Genomic DNA, 23,682 nt, shown 5'->3' with positions numbered 1-23,682 from the left:
AAAACCTCCCTTCGAATACTTACCCCTGAGATACTTTGTATCTCCTTTGTTTATATAAGTATTCTAAGAGAGGTTTTGATTTTAAAAAATTCTAATAAATTAAAAAAGGTGGAAAAAATTCATCCAAATTTTAATTCAAAGTTTTTCTGGCTGCTTCTTCTGGTGTTAATTCTCCTGTCACTACATCTGCAAAGCTCTTAGGTAATTGCTTGGATATTCTGGAATATCCCTCTATTCCTGTGCGAGGAATTGCATAATTCATTTGCTGACTAATAATTTCCAGCTTAGGATTATCCACTATTATTTTATTTGCTGATTTTATTCTGGATGGGAGTAGATTTGCATCGCTGCAGAATCTTTCCGTTCCGCCCTGTTCCATGCAATATTTTATAAACTCAATGGAGCCTTCTACATTTTTACCTTTGATTATTCCTAAGTTTTCTCCACCTAGTATTACTGCATTTCTTTTATTCATAGGCATAGGTGAAAGGCCATAGCTAATTCCTGCTTCATCTAGCATAGGAAAAACCCATGGTCCGTTTTCCATCATAGCTATATCCCCTTCTATAAATCTTCTTGCAATATCTGTTTGGCTGTAGTTAAGACAATCCGCCGGCATACAGCCATCTTTTATAAGTCCTGCTAAATAATCATAGGATTCACTGATTGCTTCCCTGGTAAGCTGTGTATCAGAATCAGAGGCAGCCATCACCCATGACAATAACTGAAATGATCCTTGCTCAGAATCCATGGCACTCATCAAGAATCCGTAGGAGCCATCTTTTGATAATAGCTTTGCTGTTTCACTAAGCTCATCCCAGGTTTTAGGTGATGTAACACCTGCCGCCTTTAACAAATCACTTCGATATATCAAACAAACATTGTTGCTGTTAAACGGAACTCCGTAGTATTTATCATTGTATTTGATAGTATCTACAGATGCCTCATAATAATCTGTATCTAGATTAAGGGTACTGGCATACTCAGATATATCTTCAAACATATCCAGCTGAATGAATTTTTTCATATCAGGATTATCAATAATTACCACATCTGGAAGCTCTTGCTCTGTATATGCTCTGGATATTTTCTTGTCAAATTCTGTCATTGGAACATACTCCCATGACACCTGATATTTGTCCTGGCTTTTGTTAAAGCTGGCTGTTAACTTATCCAGCCCATTAACCTGTGCTTCTGTTTCATAGTAAGACCATATCAACAATTGTTCTTTTTCATCAGGTGTGTTTTCCACATCAGAAGTACTTCTTCCACAGGCTGTATTTGTAATTGCCATGCACATAGCCAGTGTTATTAGTTTCAGACCTTTTTTCATCTTTCTCTAAACTCCTTAGGCGATACTCCCTCTATATCCTTAAATACTCTATTAAAGTATTTGGTATCTGTAAAACCTACCTGTTCTGCAATCTCGTATATCTTCAGATTGCTGCCTGTAAGCAGGCGCTTAGCATGACTTACTCTAAACTCATTAACAAATGAAGAGAAATTCTTATTCATTTCTCTATGGAAAAGAGTGCTTAGATATTCTGGGGTTATAGACAAATAATTTGCTACTTCCTCCTGGGAAATCTTGTTAGCATAGTTTTCTCTGATGTAGGCTATTGCCTTTAGTATAGTATAATTGTGAATATCATCACGGGTAGCTTCACCAGCAAACACTACTGCTGCCGACTCGTCCAAGCATTCCTTTATTTCAGATAACAGCTTTGCCCTTGATATCTTTTCTACTGTATCTAATTCCCTAATCTGTCTGCCTTTATCAGGCCATATTTTAATGGCAAGCTGCAAAATAAACCCTGCAAGGCTTTGATATGCACTTCTTACAGAATATGGATCGTAGGCTTTTCCTATGAATCCTTTGGCAAAGCCATCACTCCATTTTTGCCAGCCTTCCTCATCATTATTCACAAGTATTTTTTCTATTTCTTTTTCAGTATCTTTACTATATTTATAATCCGTATATACGATATTATTACCGTCTTCTACAATTCTAGTTCCTGCCATTTCTCCATCCAAAAATTTCTTATCAGATTGAAGAGCAATATCCTTTAGCTCCTTCAAGCTGGACAAGCTTGCCACATACCACACAGAATCCTTTAGACAATCAACAACATCTATTCTGCGGTCAAGCATGGCTACTATTTCCTCGTCAGATGAATACTTTCCGGTAGACTTATCATAAAGCATGAACAAATCCTTATTATCTTCAGATACATACAAGCCCTTATATTCCTTAAACTTTTCCATAACGGTAGTCTTGTCTAAGCATCCGCTTGTGCTATATCCTCTTAAAAAGCATAATTCATATCCTTTTGATAATTCAAAAATCCGCTCAGCCTTACCTATGTTTTCATCATTGTTTTCAAGAGCTCCAGAAACTATTGCTCTAATGTAAGATGCTGGGTCTGCATCTATTCTAGTGGCCTCTGCACTAATCTTGGCAGAGATGGATTTTAGCACACCGTCTACCGCATCCACGGTAATCGGCTTAAGCAAATAATCATCTGCTCCGCAGGTGATAGCACGCTTGGCATAATCGAATTCTGCATAGCCTGTAAGTATTACGCTATGGCATTTTATCTGGCGATTTTTTATTTCTTCTAACATCTGTAGTCCATCCATCTCTGGCATTTTAATATCAGTGAATACCAAATCAGGATGAAGGCTTTCTATGGTTTCCAATCCCTCTCTACCGTTTTTCGCCTTGGCAATTACTTCATGTTCCCCATAGCTAGATAATAATCTGGATAACCCATTTCTTATTTTGATTTCATCTTCAACTATAACTATATTCATACCTACTCACACTCACTTTTAGGAATATACAATGTTATCTCAGTTCCGATTTTCTCCACACTATTAATATTCCAATGAGCCATACCTCCGTAATACATTACTAGCCTTGAAAATGCATTTTTCAGGCCTAACCCCGCTTTGTCTATGTTGTCATCATTGATAACTGCATCTCGATTATTCATTTTGTTAACAAGCTCTTCCTCAATTCCATTCCCATTATCTGCAATACTTATTTGAAGGAACCTGTTATCCTCTGATATGTCCATATTTATAGAAAGCATTCCACCTTCTTCTATTCCTTCAAATCCATGTAATATAGCATTCTCTACAAATGGCTGAATAAGCAGCTTGTGAATATATAGATTCTTTAATTCCGGCTGCATATTAATCTCATATTTAAATGCCCCCTCATATCTAATCTGCTGCAACTCCAAATATCTTTGAAGGAAATCACATTCTGCAATTATAGGCGTCTTTTCCTCCACCTTGCTCACTGAATGCCTTAATATCAACCCCAGGTTACTAAGTGCTTTACTGATTTCATTTTCCCCATGCTCAATTGCCATCCAATTAATTGAATCCAGTGTGTTATACAAAAAATGTGGATTTATCTGGGCTTCTAATGCCTTTAGTTCCGCATGGCGCTGCCTATCCTTAGCAGATGATATTTGTTGCAATAGCTCCTTTACCCTGGCTGTCATTATGTTGAAGTTAGCTGCGATTGTTCCGAATTCGTCCTTACTTTTTACTGATATGCGTTTGTCCAAATCACCTGCCTGAACAGTCTGCATTCCCTTCACTATCGTATTTACGGATTTGTTAAAGGTCCTTGTGGTGTAAAAAATAATCAATCCCACTACAACAATAATGATAGAGCTTATTAACACTGTTATTATTTGAATCCTTCTAACATCCTTTAGCATCTCATCTGTGTCATAAGCATTTACGAATGTCCACCCTGTGGATTCATCCTTGTATTTATTGATTCCTATATTATGGCTACTTTGTAAATATCCACTTTCTCGTACGAAAGCTTCTAAGTTTTCTCCAGTGCTCATTGCTACATAAGCTTCACTAGGATATGAGATTACCTTGCCAGCATCGTCTAGGATGAAGTTGATTCCTGTTTTGCTCTCCTTAGATGAATTACATATTGTATTTAGAACCTCTTCGTCAACAGTCATTATGACTGTTGCTATACTTCCTTTTTCCAACTGGTCAAAGTTGTACAGTCGCTTTGATATATGAAAATAGTATTTTTTCACTCCATTCTCATCAAACTTCATACTAGGAGTAATGACCATCCCAGATTTGTTTTCCGCATCCAGGTATGGTGGCGCTATTCTCATATCTTTAAATCGATTCCATATATTATACATAGATGAATCTGTGGCAAAATCGTATGTTACCGACTCCCCATTCTTACACACCAGGCTGATAGAACGCACTCCTTCTACCACACTTGTGTATCTATGAAGCAACTCTCTAATATCGCTTTTAGCCGCCGCCCGTCTTGTAGGGGTGCCGTTCATCAGTATCATTACCTGGTCGATAACATTCTCATCCACATATATCTGGTACATTAAATTGGTATAGTTTTCTAGGCTGAGATTAGTTCTCTCTGAAATCTGGATTAAATCACTTTGAATGATTTCATCCACCTGAGAGGTCATAGTTTTCCTGACACTAGTAAAATGAAATACCTGCAAAAGAATAATAGGTATTATAGATATTAGTAAAAATATAATAATAAGCTTTTTGCCTATTTTAAGATCATTGTATCTTCTAATAATGCTATGCATAACATTCACCCACCCAATACAATCATCTTACAAAAAATAAGCTCATTGCACAACAAGCAATGAGCTTATATACATTTATGGAATTTTGTTAAAAATTTATCTAACCGGCGTTTATTATCATATTTTTTATTGTTATTATTTTATTCTTGCAATCACATCTAAAACAATATTTATAGACTGCTCAGCTGCCTTTCCAGCAAATGTATTGTAATCCATTGCACTGCCATCTCCGTCAGAGATAGAACGAATAAGTGTGAATGGTACATCATTTATATAGCAAACGTGAGCAATACTTCCACCTTCCATCTCACATGCAATAGCCTTGAAGTTCTGACGGATTCTGTCTCTCTGCTTGTCTGTATCTACAAACATATCACCTGAAGCAATTACACCTGTCTGATAAGGAATTCCTTTATCCTTGAGAACATCGCAAACAATCTGAGTAAGCCTTTTATCTGCTTCAAAGTTTACTACGTTGATTCCTGAGATAAGACCAACTGGATCTCCGAGAGCTGATGTATTCATATCATGCTGAACAGCTGATTCTGCAACAGCTACATCGAGAACTTTAAGGTCTCTTACAAGTGTGCCTGCAACACCAATGTTGATGATGTGATCAACACCAAAATGAAGAATCATAATCTCTGTACAAACAGCTGCAAATACCTTTCCGATTCCGCTGACTGCTGCAACTACATCGATACCATTAATCTGGCCCTTGATGAATGTGACACTGCTGATTGTCTCCAATGTAGGATTCTTAATAGATGGCTTGAGATTCTCAATCTCCATCTGCATAGCGCCAATAATACCTAATGTCATTTATAATCTCCTCCTATTCTGGATATGTGAATTCCATATTTGTCCAAGAATTAAGTACTTCAAGATAGCGAGCGCACTCCTTCTTTGCGAGTTCTATATCCAAATTCTCATAATGTCCACATTCGATGGCACTCTTTCCGAATACATCTCCATCATGGTTTACAGTCTGCTCAAATACCTTCTTAACAACCTCGAAGGTCTTCTTTGAATCTACGCCCTTAACTACAAGGTAAAATCCTGTCTGGCATCCCATTGGTCCAAAGTAAATAACGTGGTCTGCAATTTCTGAATTACGTATATACGTAGCAATCATATGCTCTACAGAATGCATTGTAGCATTGTCCATGTAGTCGCCTGCGTTTGGCTTACGTGTACGTAAATCGTAAGTGATGATATCACCATCATCTACACGTGAGATGTAAAATCCTGGTGTAAGAATGTTGTGATTGATTGTGAAACTCTTTATTCTTTCCATTTCTTTCCTCTTCCTATCCTTTATATACAATAGCTTTTGCTAATTTATCAGCAGCTGCATCACCCTGGAAGGTTCTAACTATCTCAAGCGCAAATGGGATAGCTGTTCCAAGTCCACGGCTTGTGATGATATTTCCATCATGGCAAACTTCATCTGTTGAAACATTTGCACCATCCAAATCGTTTTCCATACCTGGATAGCATGTAGCCTTCTTTCCCTTAAGGAGGCCTGCCTTACCAAATACTGTAGGTGCTGCGCAGATAGCAGCTATATTCTTTCCTGCGTTATTAAATTTATGAACCTGCTCCATAAGAGGCTGGCAAAGTTCCAGATTAAGTGTGCCTGGCATTCCTCCTGGAAGCACCAGCATATCTGCACTGTTAAAATCCACCTCTTCAATAAGCTGATCACAGACAGTTACTATTCCATGACTTCCTGGAACCATTCTGTTGCTGGTAACTGAAACTGTCTCTATCTCGATTCCTGCACGTCTAAGTAAATCTACTACTGTGAGGGCTTCGATTTCCTCATGGCCCTCTGCCATAAATAATAATACTTTACTCATGCTTACCTCCCATTTATTCTCAAAATATATCCACAGTACCTTTATAATACCATTTATTCTATTGGTATTGTAGTCTGCACCTGCAAAAACTCGCCATCTGCCTCATGGCTAACACATAGTCGTTTCTGCCATACAACTCCCTTATTTTTCATTCCATTGTCTTTCAGGATTTTGAGTGGCTCAGATAAATCCCATACCTTATCACTCAGCTTCCCTGACTCATCATAGTCTGTTGGAATGGCATGTTCATATACAAAACACTTTACTCCGCCCACTACCATTATTTCATTATTAGGGTTATTGCTGGCTTCTTTGTAAATGATGTTTGAAAAAGGCTGCACAGCGCCCCAAAGGCGCTCGAAATTTCCTTCCTCTAGCCTATCGCAATTACGGTCCTTCAATTTCACATACTGTGTGATATTCATACTGAAATTGTCTTTCCATACAGGATTCTTAACAGATTCTTTATGCTCGAAGGATTTTGGATATACAAAATAGGATACCGGCACTTCTGCAATTCTCCAGCCTCTATTGTTTGCGATGTTTTCGATAGCAAATGATGTATCCTCTATTTGCTCTAGGAATAATTCCATCTGCTCCAGTTCCTGTCTCTTTTCCTCGCAGGCTTTTTTATAGATATTAAGTCTTTCTTCGAGACTGGCATGCTCTTGGATTCCCTTAGCATCCTCTAAGGATACCCCCATCCTGCTTAGCTGCTGGTATTCCATAAAATGGGTCACCTGATAGTCAGCATAGTATCTGTAGGACCTGTCGTCCTTCCAAGCCGGTGATACTAATCCCTTCTTTTCATAAAACTTGAGAAATTCAGGAGAGACTCCCACTTTTTTGGAATAATCTCCGATTGATAAGAATCTTTTTTTCATTTCTTTTCCTCTAAAATGATGATTCACAATTATATCGGCAATTTTACTAAAATTCAATTAGCGTATTTTTAGTTGCATGGTAGTTACTACCACCCCCTATACTCATCTCATAAAAACTTTTTGGGATGAAAAAGGAGAAGAAGAAAATGAAAAAGAGGTTATCAAGAATTATGGCATTATCACTTGCCATTGCAATGGTTAGCAGCTCGAGTCTAACAGTATTGGCTGCTCCAGAAGCAACCATTAGCGTTGAAAAAGACGTAGCTGCTACATCACTTGTAAAACAGACACAATATGGTGCTGTTAAAGGAACCAGCACCGACACATGTAATGTATGGTATTCTATCCCATACGCTGCTGCACCTACTGGTGATTTAAGATGGGCTGCTCCTACTGCTCCTACAAGCTGGGCTACACCATTAGACTGCTCAAAGCTTGGCAACAAGGCTATCCAAAGCGGAAAGGATTATGCAACTGGAAAGACAGTAGTCTCTGGTTCTGAAGACTGTCTAAACCTTGATGTCTATGCTCCAGCCAATGCAGAAAATCTTCCAGTTATGGTTTATATCCACGGCGGAAACAATCAGACTGGAAGCTCAACAGAGATTGACGGTACTCAAATTACTGTAGATGAAAATTGCATCTATGTTTCTCTTAACTATCGTCTTGGAATTCTTGGATTTAATGCACTCCCAGCTTTCCATACAACAGAAGGTTCTACTGGCAACTATGCTATGTTAGATATCGCAATGGCTCTCGACTGGGTGAAAAATAACATTGCACAGTTCGGCGGAAATCCTAACAACATCACTGTATCTGGTTTTTCTGCTGGTGGTCGTGATGTAATGGCTATGCTTATCAGTCCACTTTTCGAAGGCAAATTTGATAAGGCTGTAGTTTACTCAGGTGGTATGACAGTCGCTGACAAGGATGAAAGTGCTGAAATCATGGCTAAAGCTGTTGCTCCTTTAGCAGTAGAGGATGGCTTATTTGCTGATATAGAAACAGCTAAAACATGGTTATTATCTAATGACCCAGCTGTAGTTACATACATGAAAGGAATCGGTGCTGACCGTCTCTGCCAGCTTATGTCAAACGCAGGCATCAGAATGAGCGTGTTCCCTCATTTATATGCTGATGATGTTGTCATTCCTTCAGAAGGCTTCAAGACAACTAAGTTCAACAGTGTTCCTGTATTAATGCTTACAGGTGAAACAGAATTCAGTTTATTCTCTGCGTATGATGGATATTTCTCAGGAGCTGATATGAAGGCTTTTGATGCAAAAACTCAGGATCTTGCTAAATCATATTCTATTGAGTACGGTTCAGAAATGTACAGAATCTTCAATGCACAGTGCTCTGCTGAAGAAATGTATGGCAAATATAAAAACAACATGTACCTCTGTCAGGTAAGATACGGTAGCAATAACAGTGCAACCAGAATACCATTAATGGGTTCCTTCCACGGAATATTTGTACCTATGCTTACAGATAATCATTCTTACGGAAGCTTTGCTGATTTTAGTGCTACAGGCTACCAGAATATGGCGCATGTATTTGATCAGTATCTTACAAACTTTATTGCTACTGGCAATCCAAATGGCGCTGGCTTAGATAAGTGGAGCAATTGGACAAGCTCTAATCCTGTATCACTAGTCCTTGATGCTGATGCTAATAACGCTATTGTTTCTCTTGAAAATGTCTCTTCATCATATGGAAAGATTATTGGTCAGATGAACTCAGACAATATTGTTTCAGATGATGTAAAGGACCTTATGGGTAAAAACGTTCTTAATGGAAGATGGTTCTCATCTACATTAGACAACTACTATAAGAATAAATAATCATTTAAAAGGGGTGGCACATAATGTACCGCCCCTTTATAGTTTATATGGCTTCCTCAATTGAATTAACTTCTACATCAGTTTCAACTGACTCTTCACATGATATAGCTGAAGCTGGTTCATCATCACTAAGAAGATATGCTTTTCTAGACATAAGCGCTGTTACAAGAAATGCCAAAATACCACTGACAATAAAGATTGCCTTAACTGATACTACTGTAACAACAGCACTAACTAGGAATGATGTTATTGGCATAGCTGCAACACAAACCGATGTAGCGATAGCTGCTGCTCTGGCGATATATTCCTTCTTAACTTTTTTCATAAATACTACACTAGTCATTGAATTAGCTATGGCTATTATCATACCTGTAAGGACTGATAATACTGATAATATCGCATATGTCACCCACTGATTTACATACAATGGCTGTAATACTACCAAAAGTATATAATATCCACTAATCATAATTCCCATTCCCCAAAATATTGCAACATTTCCCAATATCCTTGATACATATGGAAATACCACTGCTCCCAAAAGCATACCTACAGTAAATGCAATTGAGAAAACTGATAATGCCTCTACCCCACTATGAAGAATTTCTTCTACCATTGGTGCTTGTAAACCATTAAGTGGTACTAACACTGCATTAATGAATACTGAGAACCACAAGAAGAACACAATAACTGCTTCCTTTGAAACATACTTAACACCTTCTACAAGGTCAGTCACATAGTTCTTTGCATTAAACGCTACTTTTTCAGTAACTGCCTCCTTCGTATTCACGAATATTATTATTGCAGCTGACATGATAAATGTAGCCATATCAATATATAATGCACCTGAGATGCCAATAAGCGCTATAATTCCGGCAGCACAGCCCAAACCAATAAGCTGAACAATCTGGGATAATGAATCCTTTAATGACATCCCAAATTCATACATTTCTTCATCAAGTATGTTAGGAGTAATTGCTGTGTTAGCTGGGCCTCTAAAAGCTTCAGCTGTTGAGATAGTAATTGTAGAAATAAGAAGCATCCATGGCTGTAAAAGACCAAATAAAAATAGTGACGCAACGGCAGCCACAACTACTGCTCTAATTAAATCTGTCACTATCATTATTCTCTTTTTATTTCTTCCCTCTACCCATGCTCCTGCAAGTGGAGTCACTACTACTGTAGGAAGATTATTTATACCGAAAATCAAAGCAGACCATGCTGCAGAGCTGGTAAGCTGATAAACAATCCATGTGCTGGCAATTGCATCAATAGAATCACCAAATCTGTTAATAAGTGCTGCAAACATCATTTTGACATATTCAGTCTGAGTGAATACGTCCTTGTAGCCAATCTTTTTGTTGTCCATTATTCTCCTCCGAATATCGTAGATATACATGTTACTATTCACATTAACATTTTCATCCACATAATATTTGGATTGTACCATATCTATTTAGCACTTTAAAGCGTCATTTAATATTTAAAACAATCTTTTTTACACCAAAAAAGAGACCATATTTCTATGGCCTCTTTCTAACAAACTATTTAGTTCTGTTTATCTACATCACCTGTCCTTTAGGTATGATGGAACAAATGAAAATGCTTAAATAACTCATGATGTTCAGCAGTTGCATGGAAGAATAATCCTAAGAATACAAGTGCTGCTACCAGTCCGATTGGATAAGCTATCGCTGTCGATAAATGTAAGCACTCTGGTGCGCAGAAGAAATATGTAACTGATACAGCTGACATGAATGTTGCTGGTACAACTGTAATCCAGTAATTCTTTGCATTCTTGTATAAGTACATTGATGCTGTCCAAAGAGCTATCATAGCAAGTGTCTGATTTGACCAGCTGAAGTATCTCCAGATTACACCGTAATTTAACTGGCTGATTAATGCGCCTGCTGCAAGAAGAGGTACGCAGATGTATAAACGATTACGATACTGCTTCTGCTCAATCTTGAACCAGTCTGCAATAACAAGTCTTGCTGAACGGAATGCTGTATCACCTGAAGTAATAGGACATGCAATAACACCAAGCATAGCAAGAATGATTCCTACTCCGCCCATTGTCTTTGTGCAAATATCGTATACGCAAGTTGCCTGACCATTTGCAAGCATCTCTGTTAATCCTACTGTCAATCCGCCAGTTCTTGCATAAACTGCACTACCTGCTGCTGCCCAAATAAGAGCGATTACACCTTCACATACCATAGCGCCATAGAATACCATATGACTTTCTTTCTCTGATTTACAGCATCGAGCCATAAGTGGAGACTGTGTTGCATGGAAGCCTGAAATAGCGCCGCAAGCGACTGATACAAACATCATTGGCCAGATAGGTGTAGTTGATGGATGAAGATTTGCAAACTCAATCTCAGGAATAGAATATCCATGAGTAAAGATACCAATTGCAACACCAACAGCCATTACTAATAGACAAATACCAAATACTGGATAGAGCTTTCCAATAATCTTATCGATTGGAATAAATGTTGCTATGAAATAATAAACCAATATGATTGCAAGCCAGAAATATGTATTAGTGAGAAGGCCGCTGCCTCCGTGATTACCAATCAAAAGTGAAATCAAACCAGCTGGTCCAACTGCAAAAACTGTACCTACCATAACAAGAAGGACAACGCTGAAAATTCGCATAATAGTCTTCATTATGTTTCCAAGATAAATTCCTGTAAGCTCAGAAACACTTGCACCATCATGACGCATGCTCATAAATCCTACAGAAAAATCATGAACACCACCTGCAAGAATAGTACCAAGTGTAATCCATAAAAATACTGATGTACCCCACTGAGCACCTGCTAATGCACCATAGATAGGTCCAAGTCCAGCGATATTTAAAAGCTGGATAAGGAACAGCTTCCATTTAGGCATTACTACAAAATCAACACCATCGTTGATTCGTACCGCAGGAGTTTCTCTGTCGTCAGGGCCATAAATACCCTCGACAATTCTGCCATAAACAAAGTAGCCACCGATGAGTACTGCTAAACAAACTAGAAAGCTGATCATAAAAAAATTCACCCCCATTCATTTTAACGTCCAAATTGGACCCTTTTCAGCTTGATTATAGTTCTCGTAAATTCACAGTTCAACAAAGCTGGTTAAAAATTCACAATAAATACATAAAAGAGGCAAGAGCCTTTGCTCTTGCCTCAACTACAGCACTTATTAATCAAACATTAAACTGATTAATGGCTACCTTCAAATCATTTGCATTATTCTTTGTTTCATTAGCCAGATTCTCAATACCTTGAGAAAGTTCATCAGTCTGAGTATTCTTTCCTAAGATACTTGCAACGCCTTCTGTATTTTCTACAGATGCATCATTTACAGATTCGATCTGTTTTGCAATCTCATCAATCGATGCTGATAAATTATTCATTACATCTCCTATATCAGCCACAGCCTGCTTGATAGTAGATATACCCTCATCATAATGCTGACTCTGTGCGGAGAATATCTCAAAGCTTGAAATGACATCATTTTTTATGAAATCAATAAGATTTGAAACCTGATTTCTTACATTGACTACAGATTCATTGCTTGCTGCAACTATTTCCGTAATGTTCATTGCTGTTTCCTTAGACTGGTCTGCCAAAGCTCCAATTTCTCCTGCAACAACTGCAAAGCCACGTCCCGCTTCACCTGCTCTAGCTGCCTCAATTGATGCATTCAATGACAACAGGTTTGTCTGCGAAGTTATTGACATAATATCTTCTGCAAGCACATTAATCTGTTCAACAGCCTTCAGGCTTTCAAGTGCCTCCTGCATAGATGCCATTGTTTCTTGAAGTGTAGCCATATTCTTTTGAATTTCGTCATTAATCTTTTCGTTAATTTCTGAGGCGGATTTGATTAACTCTTCCGAATCTGACTGCCCCTCTTCAACCTTCGTAGATACCTCATCAACCAAAGAAACAATATTCTCTATTTCTGCATGAACTGTTTCAATAGCTTCATTTGTCTCATTAATTTTTACTGCCAAATTATCGGCTATATCTTTATTCTCAGCGGTAATATTAGCTAATACCTTTGACGCATCATCCAAATTACCTGCACTATCATCCATTACATTGCTGTATTCCTTGAACACACTCACGGCGCCTCGCAAGCTGAAAATTACTCGCTTAGTGTCGGCAGCAAGCTTTCCTATTTCATCCGCTCGCTTTTCAAATCCAGCAATTTCATTGTTATCACTTAAATCTAACGCTGCAACTTTCGCCAATGCCTCCTGTATCTTTGTAATTGGCTTAATCATATGGCCAATTAATAATACTAGTAACAAACCAATCAAAATAATAATCACTAATCCGTTAATTATCATTTTGTTTGTGGTGGCATATGCCTGCCCATAAAACTCATTTATATCTGTTCCAACAAACAATAGCCAGTCATTCGCTGGCAAGTACTCATAATATCCATACATAGGTCGATTAGTACCAACCTGATTGTAACGAACAACGCCTTCTATTGTTTCATAAGTACCAGCCGACACCTTTTCCATTATAGACAAGACAGCTGGATTTTCTGGTGCTAATGTAATTTCTTCTGGGTTGTTGGAATAATAAACTACAGGATTTCTGATTCCTGTCAAAATGACATCCTGGTTATCTGCAAGATGAATTCCTTGTTCCAGCAAATCATAGAACTCTGTTTTATCTATTTCAACAGAACAATAGCCTGCTGGCTGACCATTATTTTTATATGATGAGCGAGCAAAAACAAGGCTTATATCTCCTGTGGCTGGCGATACTGCTGTAACGCTATTATAAACTGTTTTTCCTTCAGTATTATAATAGAGTCCCTGAATCATCTTAATCAGCTCAGGGTCATTTTGATAGCCTATCATATCAGGTCGTGTATGGGTCAATACCTTTCCATTGTATTCCACATAGAATAGACTCTTACTATTTGGAATAGCTTCCATAAAATCTTTTGTATATATCTCAGCAGTTTCCTGTATAGCCGGGTCATCTGGTAATTCCTTCAGTGATGACATCTCCTTTGAAATCATAAACCCATCCAGATATGCATACTGCTTCTGAGTGTATGCATCAAGACGTGCTGTAATTTGCTCAACTAATCCCGTCAAGGTTTTTTCTGCATTATCCTGCATCATATTGAACATGCTGTAAGATGCTATGAGATTCTGCATAATTATGCCTATAGATGTAGCAATAACAATATATAAGGTTATCCGTACTGAAAGTTTCTTGAATCGCATAAAAACCTCCCGATCCAGTTAAAAAATATAAATCACCCCATTACATCACTCCCAATGTACCAAACAAATCCAAACAAATTGTTTATTAAATGTGTATTTTATTTTAAAAAAACTAAGAAATGAATTTTTCTTGTCATAAATAATTAAGGGCCAATGTGAATCTCACATTAGCCCTTTATATGCCATTCATTATTCAATTAAGCAAAAGCATCAAATCTATTTCCTGCAAGTCCGTAGGAATTTCCGATACCTGCCTTGCTGTAACCTGTGTTGGCTGTTCTGAACTGAGATGCAATCTCATTGAATGCACTTGCAGTTCTCCTTCTCTGCTCAAGCATAGCTGTAGGATCAATGAGCTGTTCCTTTTCAATAGACTCTGTCTTTACATTGGCATTAGGATATTGAACAGGATTAGCTCCATTTACACCAGCAGTGTTTTTTGTTACCTCAGCAGCAAACACATCTGAAACCTCTGCTTCATTCTCTACTGCATAACTCATAGGCTGAATACTTGCGGTAGACATATATGAATTTATTCCACTAATAGGTGCTATAGCCATATAAAAACCCTCCATAGGTTAGCAATCTCATACTACCACCTTTGGAGGGTTGAAAACTAAAATACACAAAGAATAGATATTAAATTCTTAGATTGTTCACTAAGGGACAGTATGAGGTTTTTACCCCTCATCGGTCACCTTCGGTGACAGTTTCCCAACACATTATCTAAGGAACCCAGCTACAATCTGCTCTTCAGCTTCTTCCTCTGTAAGACCGAGAGACATAAGCTTAATAAGCTGATCGCCAGCAATCTTTCCGATGGCTGCCTCATGAATAAGGGCTGCATCTACATTTTTAGCATCGAGCTTTGGGATGGCTACAACGTGTGCGTTACCCATGATGATAGCATCACATGCTGCGTGTCCGTTACAAGCTGTATTACCTTCGATTGAAACCTCGAAAATCTGCTCTGAATCGTCCTTCGCAACAGAACGAGAAACTACGTCTGCACTAGAACCCTCTCCATTAAGTGCTACCTTGTAATCTGAAGTAGCTGTCTGTGAGCCGTGAGTCATAAGCGCCTCATGGATAAGGAGTGTAGCACCTTCCTTAAGCTCTGCCAGATTAGTACGGACTGTGGAATCAACACCCTTAATCTGTACCATCTCCATCTCTACATAGCTGCCTTCTTCCTGGTAAACCTCGGTAACAGGATTAAGGATGCGAGCGCCTTTACCATCGCCCTCACCATAATGCTTCTCCACATATTTAACCTTGGCATTCTTTCCTACGTGGAATGTATGAATACCATCATGCTGTGAATCCTGATCTCCACAATTGTGAATACCACAGCCAGCTACGATAGTAACATCAGCATCTTCACCGATGTAAAAGTCATTGTATACCATATCCTTAAGTCCACTCTCTGAAAGAACTACAGGGATATGAACGCTTTCGCCCTTTGTGCCAGCCTTTACGATAATATCAATACCTGGCTTATCTTCCTTTGTAACAATGTCAATGTTTGCTGTAGTATTGCGACCAGCGCTTGTTCCATTAGCGCGGATATTGTAAGCACCCTGTGGAATACTATCTAAGTCTGCAACCTCATGTAAAATGTTCTTTTGAATTGCATCAAGTGTCATTACTGGTCACCTCCTAACTTCTCGCAAGCTGCTCCAACAGCTGATGATGTACCAAGAAGCTCTGGGAGGATTTCATCCTTAGGTCCCTTCTTCTTTACTTTGCCGTTTTCAATAACTACGATTTCATCGGCAATGTTAAGAATACGCTCCTGATGTGAGATGACGATGATAGTACCATTAATGGTCTTTCTCATGTTCTCAAATACCTTAATAAGGTTCTGGAAGCTCCAAAGATCGATACCAGCCTCTGGCTCGTCAAAAATAGAAAGCTTTGTTCCACGTGCAAGAACTGTAGCGATTTCAATACGCTTAAGCTCTCCACCTGAAAGTGATGCGTTGACCTCACGCTCTACATAATCCTTTGCGCAAAGACCAACCTTTGAAAGATATTCACATGCTGCTGCAACAGAGATGTGCTCTCCTGCTGCAAGACGAAGTAAATCAATTACTCTGATTCCCTTGAAATGAACTGGTGCCTGGAAAGCAAAGCTGATTCCCATTTTTGCACGCTCAGTAATATTCTTCTCTGAGATATCCACACCATCCAGAATAATCTGACCTGATGTAAGCTGATTAACACCCATGATAAGCTTGGCAAGTGTTGACTTACCACCACCATTTGGTCCTGTGATAACAATGAATTTTCCGTCCTCTACAGTAAGGTCGAGACCATCGATGATTTCCTTAGTGGTATCACCCTCATCATCAACCCTGTAGGTAAGGTTTTTGATTTCTAACATTTTAGTACTCCTCTAACTATATAAACTAATTTATATTGGTAATTACCCTGCCAGAGGTAATTACCCTACAACTTTTAGGTCAATTAATTTATGCCAAACTATAATACCATGAAAGTTCAAATTGTCTAAGCCTTTTTTCAAAATAAAAGGTCTACTGATAAATGTTATCAGTAGACCTTTATCATTAACAGAGATTAGCCATCTTCTGCTCTAATTTGTCGATTATTATTCCCTGATTAATAAGGGTATAAATTGTTTTGTATGTGCTCTTGTTGTAATGAATACCATCTCTTGAGCTTACATTTCCAAGCATAGTGGAATAGGTATCGATATAGTGAACATTCTCATTAAGTCCTTCCTGCATCTTTGTATTCCAGCTTTCAATTAAGGAATTAGTGATGCCAGGATAAGACTTTGTTTCAAATGCCATTGGATTTACAGATACATAATATACACTTGCACCAAGTGCTGTCCATGTATCTGCTTTTTGATTTATGTATGATACATATTTATCTGTATAAGACAAACTACGCACATCATTTACTCCCATGAGAATGACCACGTCTGTGTTCTCATTTATATTTGCCTCGACTGAAGGAACGCCTACATTCTTCATCCACGCAAGTCCCATTCCAACCTTTGCAGACCATATGTTATTGTTCTTTCCAACAGCACTCTTCATACCGACTGTTCTGGAATCTCCAATGATAACAAGCTGGCGTGTAGCCTGCTCTGCTGTCACCTGTGCTAACTGCTCCTGCACAAGAAGCTCTGCCTGCTGTTCCTCTGTGAGTGCCTGTACTGAACCATCCTGCACAGGTACCTGCTGAACTGGTACTTCCACTGGATGAGTCATTTCCTCAGCATTACTCTTCAGGGAAGGAATCGCACATAATGTAAATAACAAGCCTACTGCTATACATCTTAAATATTTTTTACTCATAATCTTCTTTCTACTTATTTTTTGTGACCAAAACTTTCTGCATTATAATACCTAGTTGTGTCTAAATTATGTCCATAATATTTAACATAATTCTCACAATCTGTCAAACTTATGACATATCTGGATATAAAAATCACATTTCATATTTTTTATTTGTGGTATTATATAGGCTATCGGAGGTAGATTATGCTAGCTAATTACCATACACACACAACAAGATGTAATCATGCCGTAGGAACTGAAAGAGAGTACATTGAAAAAGCCATTGAAAACGGCTTTAAGATATTAGGATTCTCTGATCACACTCCTCAGCCATATCCACCAGAATATAAATCTAATATTCGTATGGATATGAGCGAGCTTGAAAACTATACAGACACCCTGGTGAAGCTCCGTGAAGAATACAAAAAGGATATTCAGCTCTTTATTGGTCTTGAAGTAGAGTATACAGATAAGTATTTTGAGCCTCTGATGAAGCAGGTACGTCAATATCCTATAGACTACATTATTCAGGGGCAGCACTTTGCACCTACTAATGAAATAGATGGATTTTACGTGGGCGCTGAGACTACAGATGAAGCAAATGTAAAAGCTTATGTGGATTTAACAATAGAAGGAATGCAGACTGGATTGTTCAGCTATCTTGCTCATCCAGATCTGATGAACTACGTTGGGCCAGATATGGTTTACCAGCACCACATGAAGCGAATTGTTAAGGCTTCCATTGACCTTAATATTCCACTTGAAATCAATATGCAGGGATTTTTCTTAAATAGAAATTATCCTAGTGACCGATTCTTCTCTATGGCTTCTGCTATGGGAGCAAAATTCGTCATTGGATGCGATGCTCATCATCCTGAAGATGTGATGCAGCCATGGCAGATGGAGGAATTTGAAGCATTCCTTACAAGAAATAATATTGAATATGGAGATAACGTAATAGAGCTAAGACCTGTAAAATAGGCCTTAGCTCTTTTTAGTTCTTTAGGTAGAAAATAGCAAGCTGTGTTCTGTCTCTAAGCTCCAGCTTTTCAAGAATGGTTGAAAGGTAGTTTCGCACTGTGCCTTCCGATAAGAAAAGCTTCTGAGCGATTTCTTTATTTGAATATCCTTCGGCTACCAGCTGAATAACCTCGTATTCCTTTTCTGAAATATCCTTAGACTGATAATCAAATCCGCTGTCTTCTTCTGTGGCACTATTCATAAGAGCTGGAAGCTTATCTACTATGGCTCCACCAAATACGCTCTGACCATCCATGGCAGCATGAAGCGCGGCAGGCAGAGATTTATAATCCTGCTTTAAAAGATATCCACGGACACCAAGCTTCAACGCTTTTACGATATATTCATCATCTGAAAAAGTTGTAAGGAACAGGATAATGGCATCCTTGTGCTTTGAAAGGATTTCCTCTGCTGCCTCAAGTCCATTCATATCCGCCATACGAATGTCCATTAGGAGCAGGTCTGGCTGTAGCTCGTCATAAAGCTTTACGCCTTCTCTTCCGCTATTTCCCTTTCCTATTACTTCAAAGCCTTCTTCGGCATTAATAATCATTTCAAGGGACATTGTAATTAATTCATCATCATCGATTAGTAAGATTTTTTTCATAACGGTAACCTCGCAAATACTGTAAATCCTTTATCTGTATAGAAGTATGCATCTCCCCCAAGGGAAGTCGCCCTGTTTTTTATATTAGAAAGACCGATACCTTCGTAATTTTCTGTAGTCAGCTTTTCTTTTATAGCATCTGATATTGTGCCGTTATCTGTGATGGATAACGTGCAGAAGCTGTAGTTCTTCTGCATAATAATTGAAACTGAATCTCCATTGGAGTGTTTCAAAATGTTGGTGACAGCTTCCTTCAAAATTCCTATAAGGGATAGTTTTACATTTGTCGGAATAGCTTCGTCCAAATCTAAATCCGTATTTACGGTATAAGTTTTCAGCTCGCCAATTATATCATCAAAGTTCTTTTTCAAATCAATAGAGTCATCATGTAAATCATGAACGGAAGCTCGCATCTTTGCCATGGATTCATCCAGTGTGTCAGCAAGCATTTTCAGCTGAGGCTCCAGCTTTTCGTCTTTATTCACTGTATTTATTGCGCCTAAGAGTAAAATCGCACGTGACAGAAGGTGTCCTACATTATCGTGAATCTCCCTTGCAATTCTGTTTCGTTCACCAAGAGTAGCAAGATGCACCTGCTGATCCTGCTCCGCCATAAGTCTGCGGTTCTTATCCTGCAAGATTTCTTCCAGCTCCTTGCTATCATCACGGGTTCTATGAAGAAGATTTTTATATTGCATCATCTGCTCATAGAGAATGGTTGAAATCAAAGTAAATCCTGCCAAAACCAGAAGTGAGAATATACGGAGCGCTATCCTGTCCTGCTGCAACACATAGCCTGTGGTTATAACAAACGGGATTACAGATAACGTGCCATACACCCACTTATTATCAAAAAGCAGACTAATTTCAAGAATCAAAAAAACGCAAATAGACATTACAACCGAAAGAGTTGTAATGCCACTTGCGTTAATAAGTACTGTTAATCCTAATGCTGCTAAAACTCTAATGATTACATCAAATAGCATATTGTTCCTTTTTCCTTGAAATTATCATCCCTGCCATAAAGAACGCTGCTGCAAAGAGGATTTCAATCATTAAGTATGTACCAAACTGTCGGCTCCAAATATTATTAATTGGAGTATCATTTATAAATTTAATTGCTGTGGTGTACCAGTACAAAGGCATAAAGTGTGCTGCCTTTACGATGGAATCTGATAAATACTGTGTGTCTACGAATACTCCACATAAGAAGCTCATTGAAAGTACAAACATATTTGCCACCATATTTATGAGATTCTCATTAGCTGTAAGTGAACAGATGAAATATGCCATTCCAAGTCCTACAAACATAAGGGTGTAGGTATCAATTGCATAGTAGAGAAGCTTATCATTTGCATATTCCATTCCCATCAACTGAATTACGATAATTACAACTGTTGTAATCACAAAGCCAATAAAGAATACTGCTGCAATCGTTGCAAGGTTTCTAGTGAAGAAATGCATTCCACTTACGGAAATACGATTGCTCACATCTCTGTCCTTCATGAAGGTCAATGTGCAAGCTCCGCAGATGCAAAGGAGCATCATCATTGTGTATCCATTAAAGGTGAACATTCCTGTGAAGAATGAACGATGATTTTCCTCCTGCTCATCAATTACTGTAGCCTGTGTTTTGCTAAGCTCTACCATCTGTTCATGAGTAAGATCAATTGCTTCTTCCTCTGAATAACCACTATTTAAATATATCACAATATCCTGCATATAGTCATTAAGCTTCTGAGTTAATAAGTACTGTGACATTGTTGTTCCAGGTACAATGTAAGTAAGTGCATCCTCCGCATTTCCCGACTTAATCTGCTCCTCAAATCCCTCTGGAATAATAAGTGCATAATCGTAAATTAAGAAGCGCACATTATCATTCATTACCTGTGGATCATCTGTCTTAGGATCAACTACTTCCTGTGTTTCTGCTAGATAATCAACAACAGCCTTACTAAGCTGTGATTTATCATTATCCGTTACAGCCACCCTTATTATCGCTTCCTCAAAGGTAGTTTCCTGAGTTGAAACTGTAGCCTTTGCCTGCATATTTCCAAATACTGTGAAAATCGCTAAATAAACTATGATTGTTGTAATATTTGCTTTTAATGATTTTATTATTGCATTAAAGACTGACATATTTTCTCCTCCTTAAAAGGAATGCACTAATAATGAGGCATCCTATAACCATACAGCTCATGGTGATAATATCCTGATAATACATAGATGTTTTGCCGTAAGTGGCTCTAGTGTACAGACAGTCAACTAAAAGTGATGCCGGGTTAATTCTGTTAAAGATTGGTACTCTGCTTTCTATGTACTGTCTAATCTGATGCCACATAAGGCCGCTGAAGAATGAGCATGTCATTGTAAAACAAAGTGGAACTACTATTAATAGTTTTTCATTCTTAATCAATGAGCCTATAAGTACACCAGATGAAACTCCAACTGCACTTCCAAGTGTTGTGATAAGTATTATGTTCCAAAGTGGAGCACCTAAACTAATCTTCAAAATCTCCTGAACGTATATAACAACTACTGCGTTTGAAACTGACTGCATTACCATTGCTGCACAGATACCTGCCAGTATCGTCATAAGCTTGCTTGTTGGTGAGCATTCAAATCTCTTTCCACGCTCGGTCATGTTTGCACAAATACCTTCAAGAATAGCTGTACTTATCCACGAACTGAATAATGATGACATGGCGATTAGTGCAAAAAAGTACTGCACGTAAGGTGATGTGTTATTTCCAAAATCATGTTCCTTCATTATGGTGATATTATCAGTTACCATATCCATAGCTGCCTGAATTTTTTCTGGATGATCCTTAGCTATGGTTTCGACCACATTCTTTTTGTTATCATACTCTCTGACAATCTGATTCATTATTGTTGCATGGTATCCGTTCTTAGGAACTATGGTTTCGATTTCATCTCCATCCTCAACATAGAATCCAAAAACCTCATCTGAATTCATGGCATCCATTGCAGCCTGTCTGGAATCGTATTTTTTCAGAGATAAGATTGCTACATTCCCGTCTGTTTCCTCTTCCAACTCTTCCAGCACCTTCTCAAAATTTGATTCTTCCTGATTCGTATTTACGTATCCAGCTTCTATGGTATGAAAATTGTCTGGGTCATCCTTTATAAGATTTCCAAATCCCATATAGAAAACTGTGGCAAGTACGATTGGAAAGAGAAAATTCCATCCCACCATGTAGCGGTTTCGTATAATCTCTTTAAATTTATATACAAATATTCGTCCGAACATTAGTCTCTGAGCTCCTTTCCAGTGATTTCAAGGAATACATCATTAAGTGTAGGAAGTTCTGTTGATACGTGTCCAAATGGAATGTTGTTATCAGTCAAATAACTAAGTACATGTACCAGGTTATGATCTCCACCATCGCATTTAATAACCAGATCATCTCCATCCTCCTTAACCTTATAAACATGATTGATTTCCTTTAATCCTTTGATTACCTCATCGTTTTTATTAGGAAGATTTACTCTGATAGTCTCGCGATTCATAAGTGATGATTTGAGCTCACTCGTTGTACCATTTGCAATGTTCTTGCCATGATCCATGATTACCACTCTTGAGCAAAGCTCCTCAACCTCTTCCATGTAGTGACTGGTGTAGATGATTGTTGCTCCATCCTTGTTCATCTTTTTGATTCCCTCAAGGATTGCATTTCGGCTCTGTGGATCAACTGCAACTGTAGGCTCATCAAAGATAATTAACTTTGGCTTGTGAGCTATTCCGCAGGCGATGTTAAGTCGTCTAAGGAGACCACCTGAAAGTTTCTTTGGCTTGTATTTTTTGTACTCGGTAAGACCTGTAAATTCCAGTGCTTCTTCAACATACTGTTTTCTTGTTGCCTTATCTCTGATGTAGAGTCCGCAGAAAAAATCTACGTTTTCATAAACATTAAGTGTGTCGATAACCGCTACGTTCTGCATCACCACACCAATCTGTGATTTTATGTCGTAGGCCTCTGGCTTCATCTCCTTATCAAAGATTGTTACTGTTCCCTTGTCATACTGAAGTAGTGAAAGCAGGCAGTTTATTGTTGTTGTCTTACCGGAACCATTTGGTCCGAGGAGTCCTAAGATTTCTCCTTCATTTACATTTAATGAAAAGTGGTCAACTGCCACCTTGTCTCCATATCTTTTTACTAAGTTTTCTATTTCTACTACACACTGGCTCATATCCTTCTCCTTTTTGTGTTTGTGTTTTCTGTTTCTGATAATAATATATGAAAAAAAGACAGCCCTCTGTAG

General features: G+C 38.3%; 21 protein-coding genes. 2 read left to right on the top strand and 19 right to left on the bottom strand.

Annotation, left to right across the window (positions count from 1 at the left end; all coding sequences use genetic code 11):
• Positions 1-130: 130 nt before the first annotated feature.
• The 7 genes from BUA88_RS12405 to BUA88_RS12375 all read right to left on the bottom strand — a co-directional run bounded on the left by BUA88_RS12405 (position 131) and on the right by BUA88_RS12375 (position 7,362).
• Positions 131-1,333 carry a sugar ABC transporter substrate-binding protein gene (locus BUA88_RS12405; RefSeq protein WP_072918537.1) on the bottom strand — a complete coding sequence of 401 codons (1,203 nt, stop codon included), beginning with the start codon at positions 1,331-1,333 and terminating at the stop codon, positions 131-133.
• Positions 1,330-2,814, bottom strand: a complete 1,485-nt coding sequence (locus tag BUA88_RS12400) for a response regulator transcription factor (RefSeq protein WP_028247636.1) — start codon at positions 2,812-2,814, stop codon at positions 1,330-1,332. The genes BUA88_RS12405 and BUA88_RS12400 overlap by 4 nt, the downstream gene beginning before the upstream one ends.
• 2 nt (positions 2,815-2,816) lie before the next feature.
• Positions 2,817-4,616 carry a sensor histidine kinase gene (locus BUA88_RS12395; RefSeq protein ID WP_072918535.1) on the bottom strand — a complete coding sequence of 600 codons (1,800 nt, stop codon included), beginning with the start codon at positions 4,614-4,616 and terminating at the stop codon, positions 2,817-2,819.
• Between the two features lie 135 nt (positions 4,617-4,751).
• Positions 4,752-5,438: a 5'-methylthioadenosine/adenosylhomocysteine nucleosidase gene (locus tag BUA88_RS12390; RefSeq protein ID WP_072918533.1), complete on the bottom strand. Its 687-nt coding sequence runs from the start codon at positions 5,436-5,438 to the stop codon at positions 4,752-4,754.
• Positions 5,439-5,451: 13 nt separating this feature from the next.
• A complete protein-coding gene (locus tag BUA88_RS12385) occupies positions 5,452-5,913 on the bottom strand; it encodes an S-ribosylhomocysteine lyase (protein ID WP_072918530.1) in 462 nt (153 codons plus the stop codon).
• A gap of 13 nt (positions 5,914-5,926) precedes the next feature.
• Positions 5,927-6,478 carry a DJ-1 family glyoxalase III gene (locus BUA88_RS12380; RefSeq protein ID WP_072918528.1) on the bottom strand — a complete coding sequence of 184 codons (552 nt, stop codon included), beginning with the start codon at positions 6,476-6,478 and terminating at the stop codon, positions 5,927-5,929.
• Between the two features lie 53 nt (positions 6,479-6,531).
• Positions 6,532-7,362: a MerR family transcriptional regulator gene (locus BUA88_RS12375; RefSeq protein WP_028247631.1), complete on the bottom strand. Its 831-nt coding sequence runs from the start codon at positions 7,360-7,362 to the stop codon at positions 6,532-6,534.
• Positions 7,363-7,508: 146 nt separating this feature from the next.
• Between BUA88_RS12375 and BUA88_RS12370 the strand changes: the two genes are divergently transcribed.
• Positions 7,509-9,206, top strand: a complete 1,698-nt coding sequence (locus BUA88_RS12370) for a carboxylesterase family protein (RefSeq protein ID WP_072918526.1) — start codon at positions 7,509-7,511, stop codon at positions 9,204-9,206.
• Positions 9,207-9,249: 43 nt separating this feature from the next.
• On the opposite strand, the gene BUA88_RS12365 is transcribed toward BUA88_RS12370, so the two are convergent.
• The 7 genes from BUA88_RS12365 to BUA88_RS12335 all read right to left on the bottom strand — a co-directional run bounded on the left by BUA88_RS12365 (position 9,250) and on the right by BUA88_RS12335 (position 17,789).
• On the bottom strand, positions 9,250-10,575 hold the full coding sequence (locus BUA88_RS12365) for an MFS transporter (protein WP_072918523.1): 1,326 nt from the start codon (positions 10,573-10,575) through the stop codon (positions 9,250-9,252).
• Positions 10,576-10,784: 209 nt separating this feature from the next.
• Complete coding sequence (locus tag BUA88_RS12360) at positions 10,785-12,245, bottom strand: carbon starvation CstA family protein (protein WP_072918521.1); 1,461 nt, start codon at positions 12,243-12,245, stop codon at positions 10,785-10,787.
• 163 nt (positions 12,246-12,408) lie between these two features.
• A complete protein-coding gene (locus tag BUA88_RS12355; protein WP_072918518.1) occupies positions 12,409-14,460 on the bottom strand; it encodes a methyl-accepting chemotaxis protein in 2,052 nt (683 codons plus the stop codon).
• A 197-nt stretch (positions 14,461-14,657) separates the two neighbouring features.
• Entirely contained in the window at positions 14,658-15,020 is a 363-nt protein-coding gene (locus BUA88_RS12350) for a hypothetical protein (RefSeq protein ID WP_072918516.1), read from the bottom strand.
• 162 nt (positions 15,021-15,182) lie between these two features.
• Entirely contained in the window at positions 15,183-16,106 is a 924-nt protein-coding gene (locus BUA88_RS12345) for a SufB/SufD family protein (RefSeq protein WP_072918514.1), read from the bottom strand.
• Positions 16,106-16,846, bottom strand: coding sequence for an ABC transporter ATP-binding protein (locus BUA88_RS12340; protein WP_072918511.1), 741 nt, complete (start codon positions 16,844-16,846; stop codon positions 16,106-16,108). Before BUA88_RS12340 ends, BUA88_RS12345 begins: the two co-directional genes overlap by 1 nt.
• Before the next feature lie 184 nt (positions 16,847-17,030).
• On the bottom strand, positions 17,031-17,789 hold the full coding sequence (locus BUA88_RS12335) for an SGNH/GDSL hydrolase family protein (protein ID WP_072918508.1): 759 nt from the start codon (positions 17,787-17,789) through the stop codon (positions 17,031-17,033).
• Between the two features lie 186 nt (positions 17,790-17,975).
• Here BUA88_RS12335 and BUA88_RS12330 point away from each other — a divergent pair, with 186 nt between their 5' ends.
• The gene (locus tag BUA88_RS12330) at positions 17,976-18,752 is read left to right on the top strand and encodes a histidinol-phosphatase (protein WP_072918506.1); all 777 of its coding nucleotides are present in this window, start codon (positions 17,976-17,978) and stop codon (positions 18,750-18,752) included.
• Between the two features lie 13 nt (positions 18,753-18,765).
• Here BUA88_RS12330 and BUA88_RS12325 read toward each other — a convergent pair whose 3' ends face one another.
• Genes BUA88_RS12325 through BUA88_RS12305 form a run of 5 tightly spaced genes read right to left on the bottom strand, consistent with a single transcriptional unit; the run spans position 18,766 to position 23,610 of the window.
• Positions 18,766-19,398, bottom strand: a complete 633-nt coding sequence (locus BUA88_RS12325) for a response regulator (RefSeq protein ID WP_072918504.1) — start codon at positions 19,396-19,398, stop codon at positions 18,766-18,768.
• The gene (locus BUA88_RS12320; RefSeq protein ID WP_083572514.1) at positions 19,395-20,384 is read right to left on the bottom strand and encodes a sensor histidine kinase; all 990 of its coding nucleotides are present in this window, start codon (positions 20,382-20,384) and stop codon (positions 19,395-19,397) included. Before BUA88_RS12320 ends, BUA88_RS12325 begins: the two co-directional genes overlap by 4 nt.
• Positions 20,374-21,537 carry an ABC transporter permease gene (locus BUA88_RS12315; protein ID WP_072918498.1) on the bottom strand — a complete coding sequence of 388 codons (1,164 nt, stop codon included), beginning with the start codon at positions 21,535-21,537 and terminating at the stop codon, positions 20,374-20,376. The genes BUA88_RS12320 and BUA88_RS12315 overlap by 11 nt, the downstream gene beginning before the upstream one ends.
• Positions 21,524-22,669, bottom strand: coding sequence for an ABC transporter permease (locus BUA88_RS12310; protein WP_072918495.1), 1,146 nt, complete (start codon positions 22,667-22,669; stop codon positions 21,524-21,526). Before BUA88_RS12310 ends, BUA88_RS12315 begins: the two co-directional genes overlap by 14 nt.
• The gene (locus tag BUA88_RS12305; RefSeq protein WP_072918493.1) at positions 22,669-23,610 is read right to left on the bottom strand and encodes an ABC transporter ATP-binding protein; all 942 of its coding nucleotides are present in this window, start codon (positions 23,608-23,610) and stop codon (positions 22,669-22,671) included. Before BUA88_RS12305 ends, BUA88_RS12310 begins: the two co-directional genes overlap by 1 nt.
• Between the last annotated feature and the right edge of the window lie 72 nt (positions 23,611-23,682).

It is taken from the genome of Pseudobutyrivibrio xylanivorans DSM 14809 (genome assembly GCF_900141825.1).
Classification (GTDB): Bacteria; Bacillota; Clostridia; order Lachnospirales; family Lachnospiraceae; genus Pseudobutyrivibrio; species Pseudobutyrivibrio xylanivorans.
This window is presented reverse-complemented; position numbering and strand designations above follow the sequence as displayed.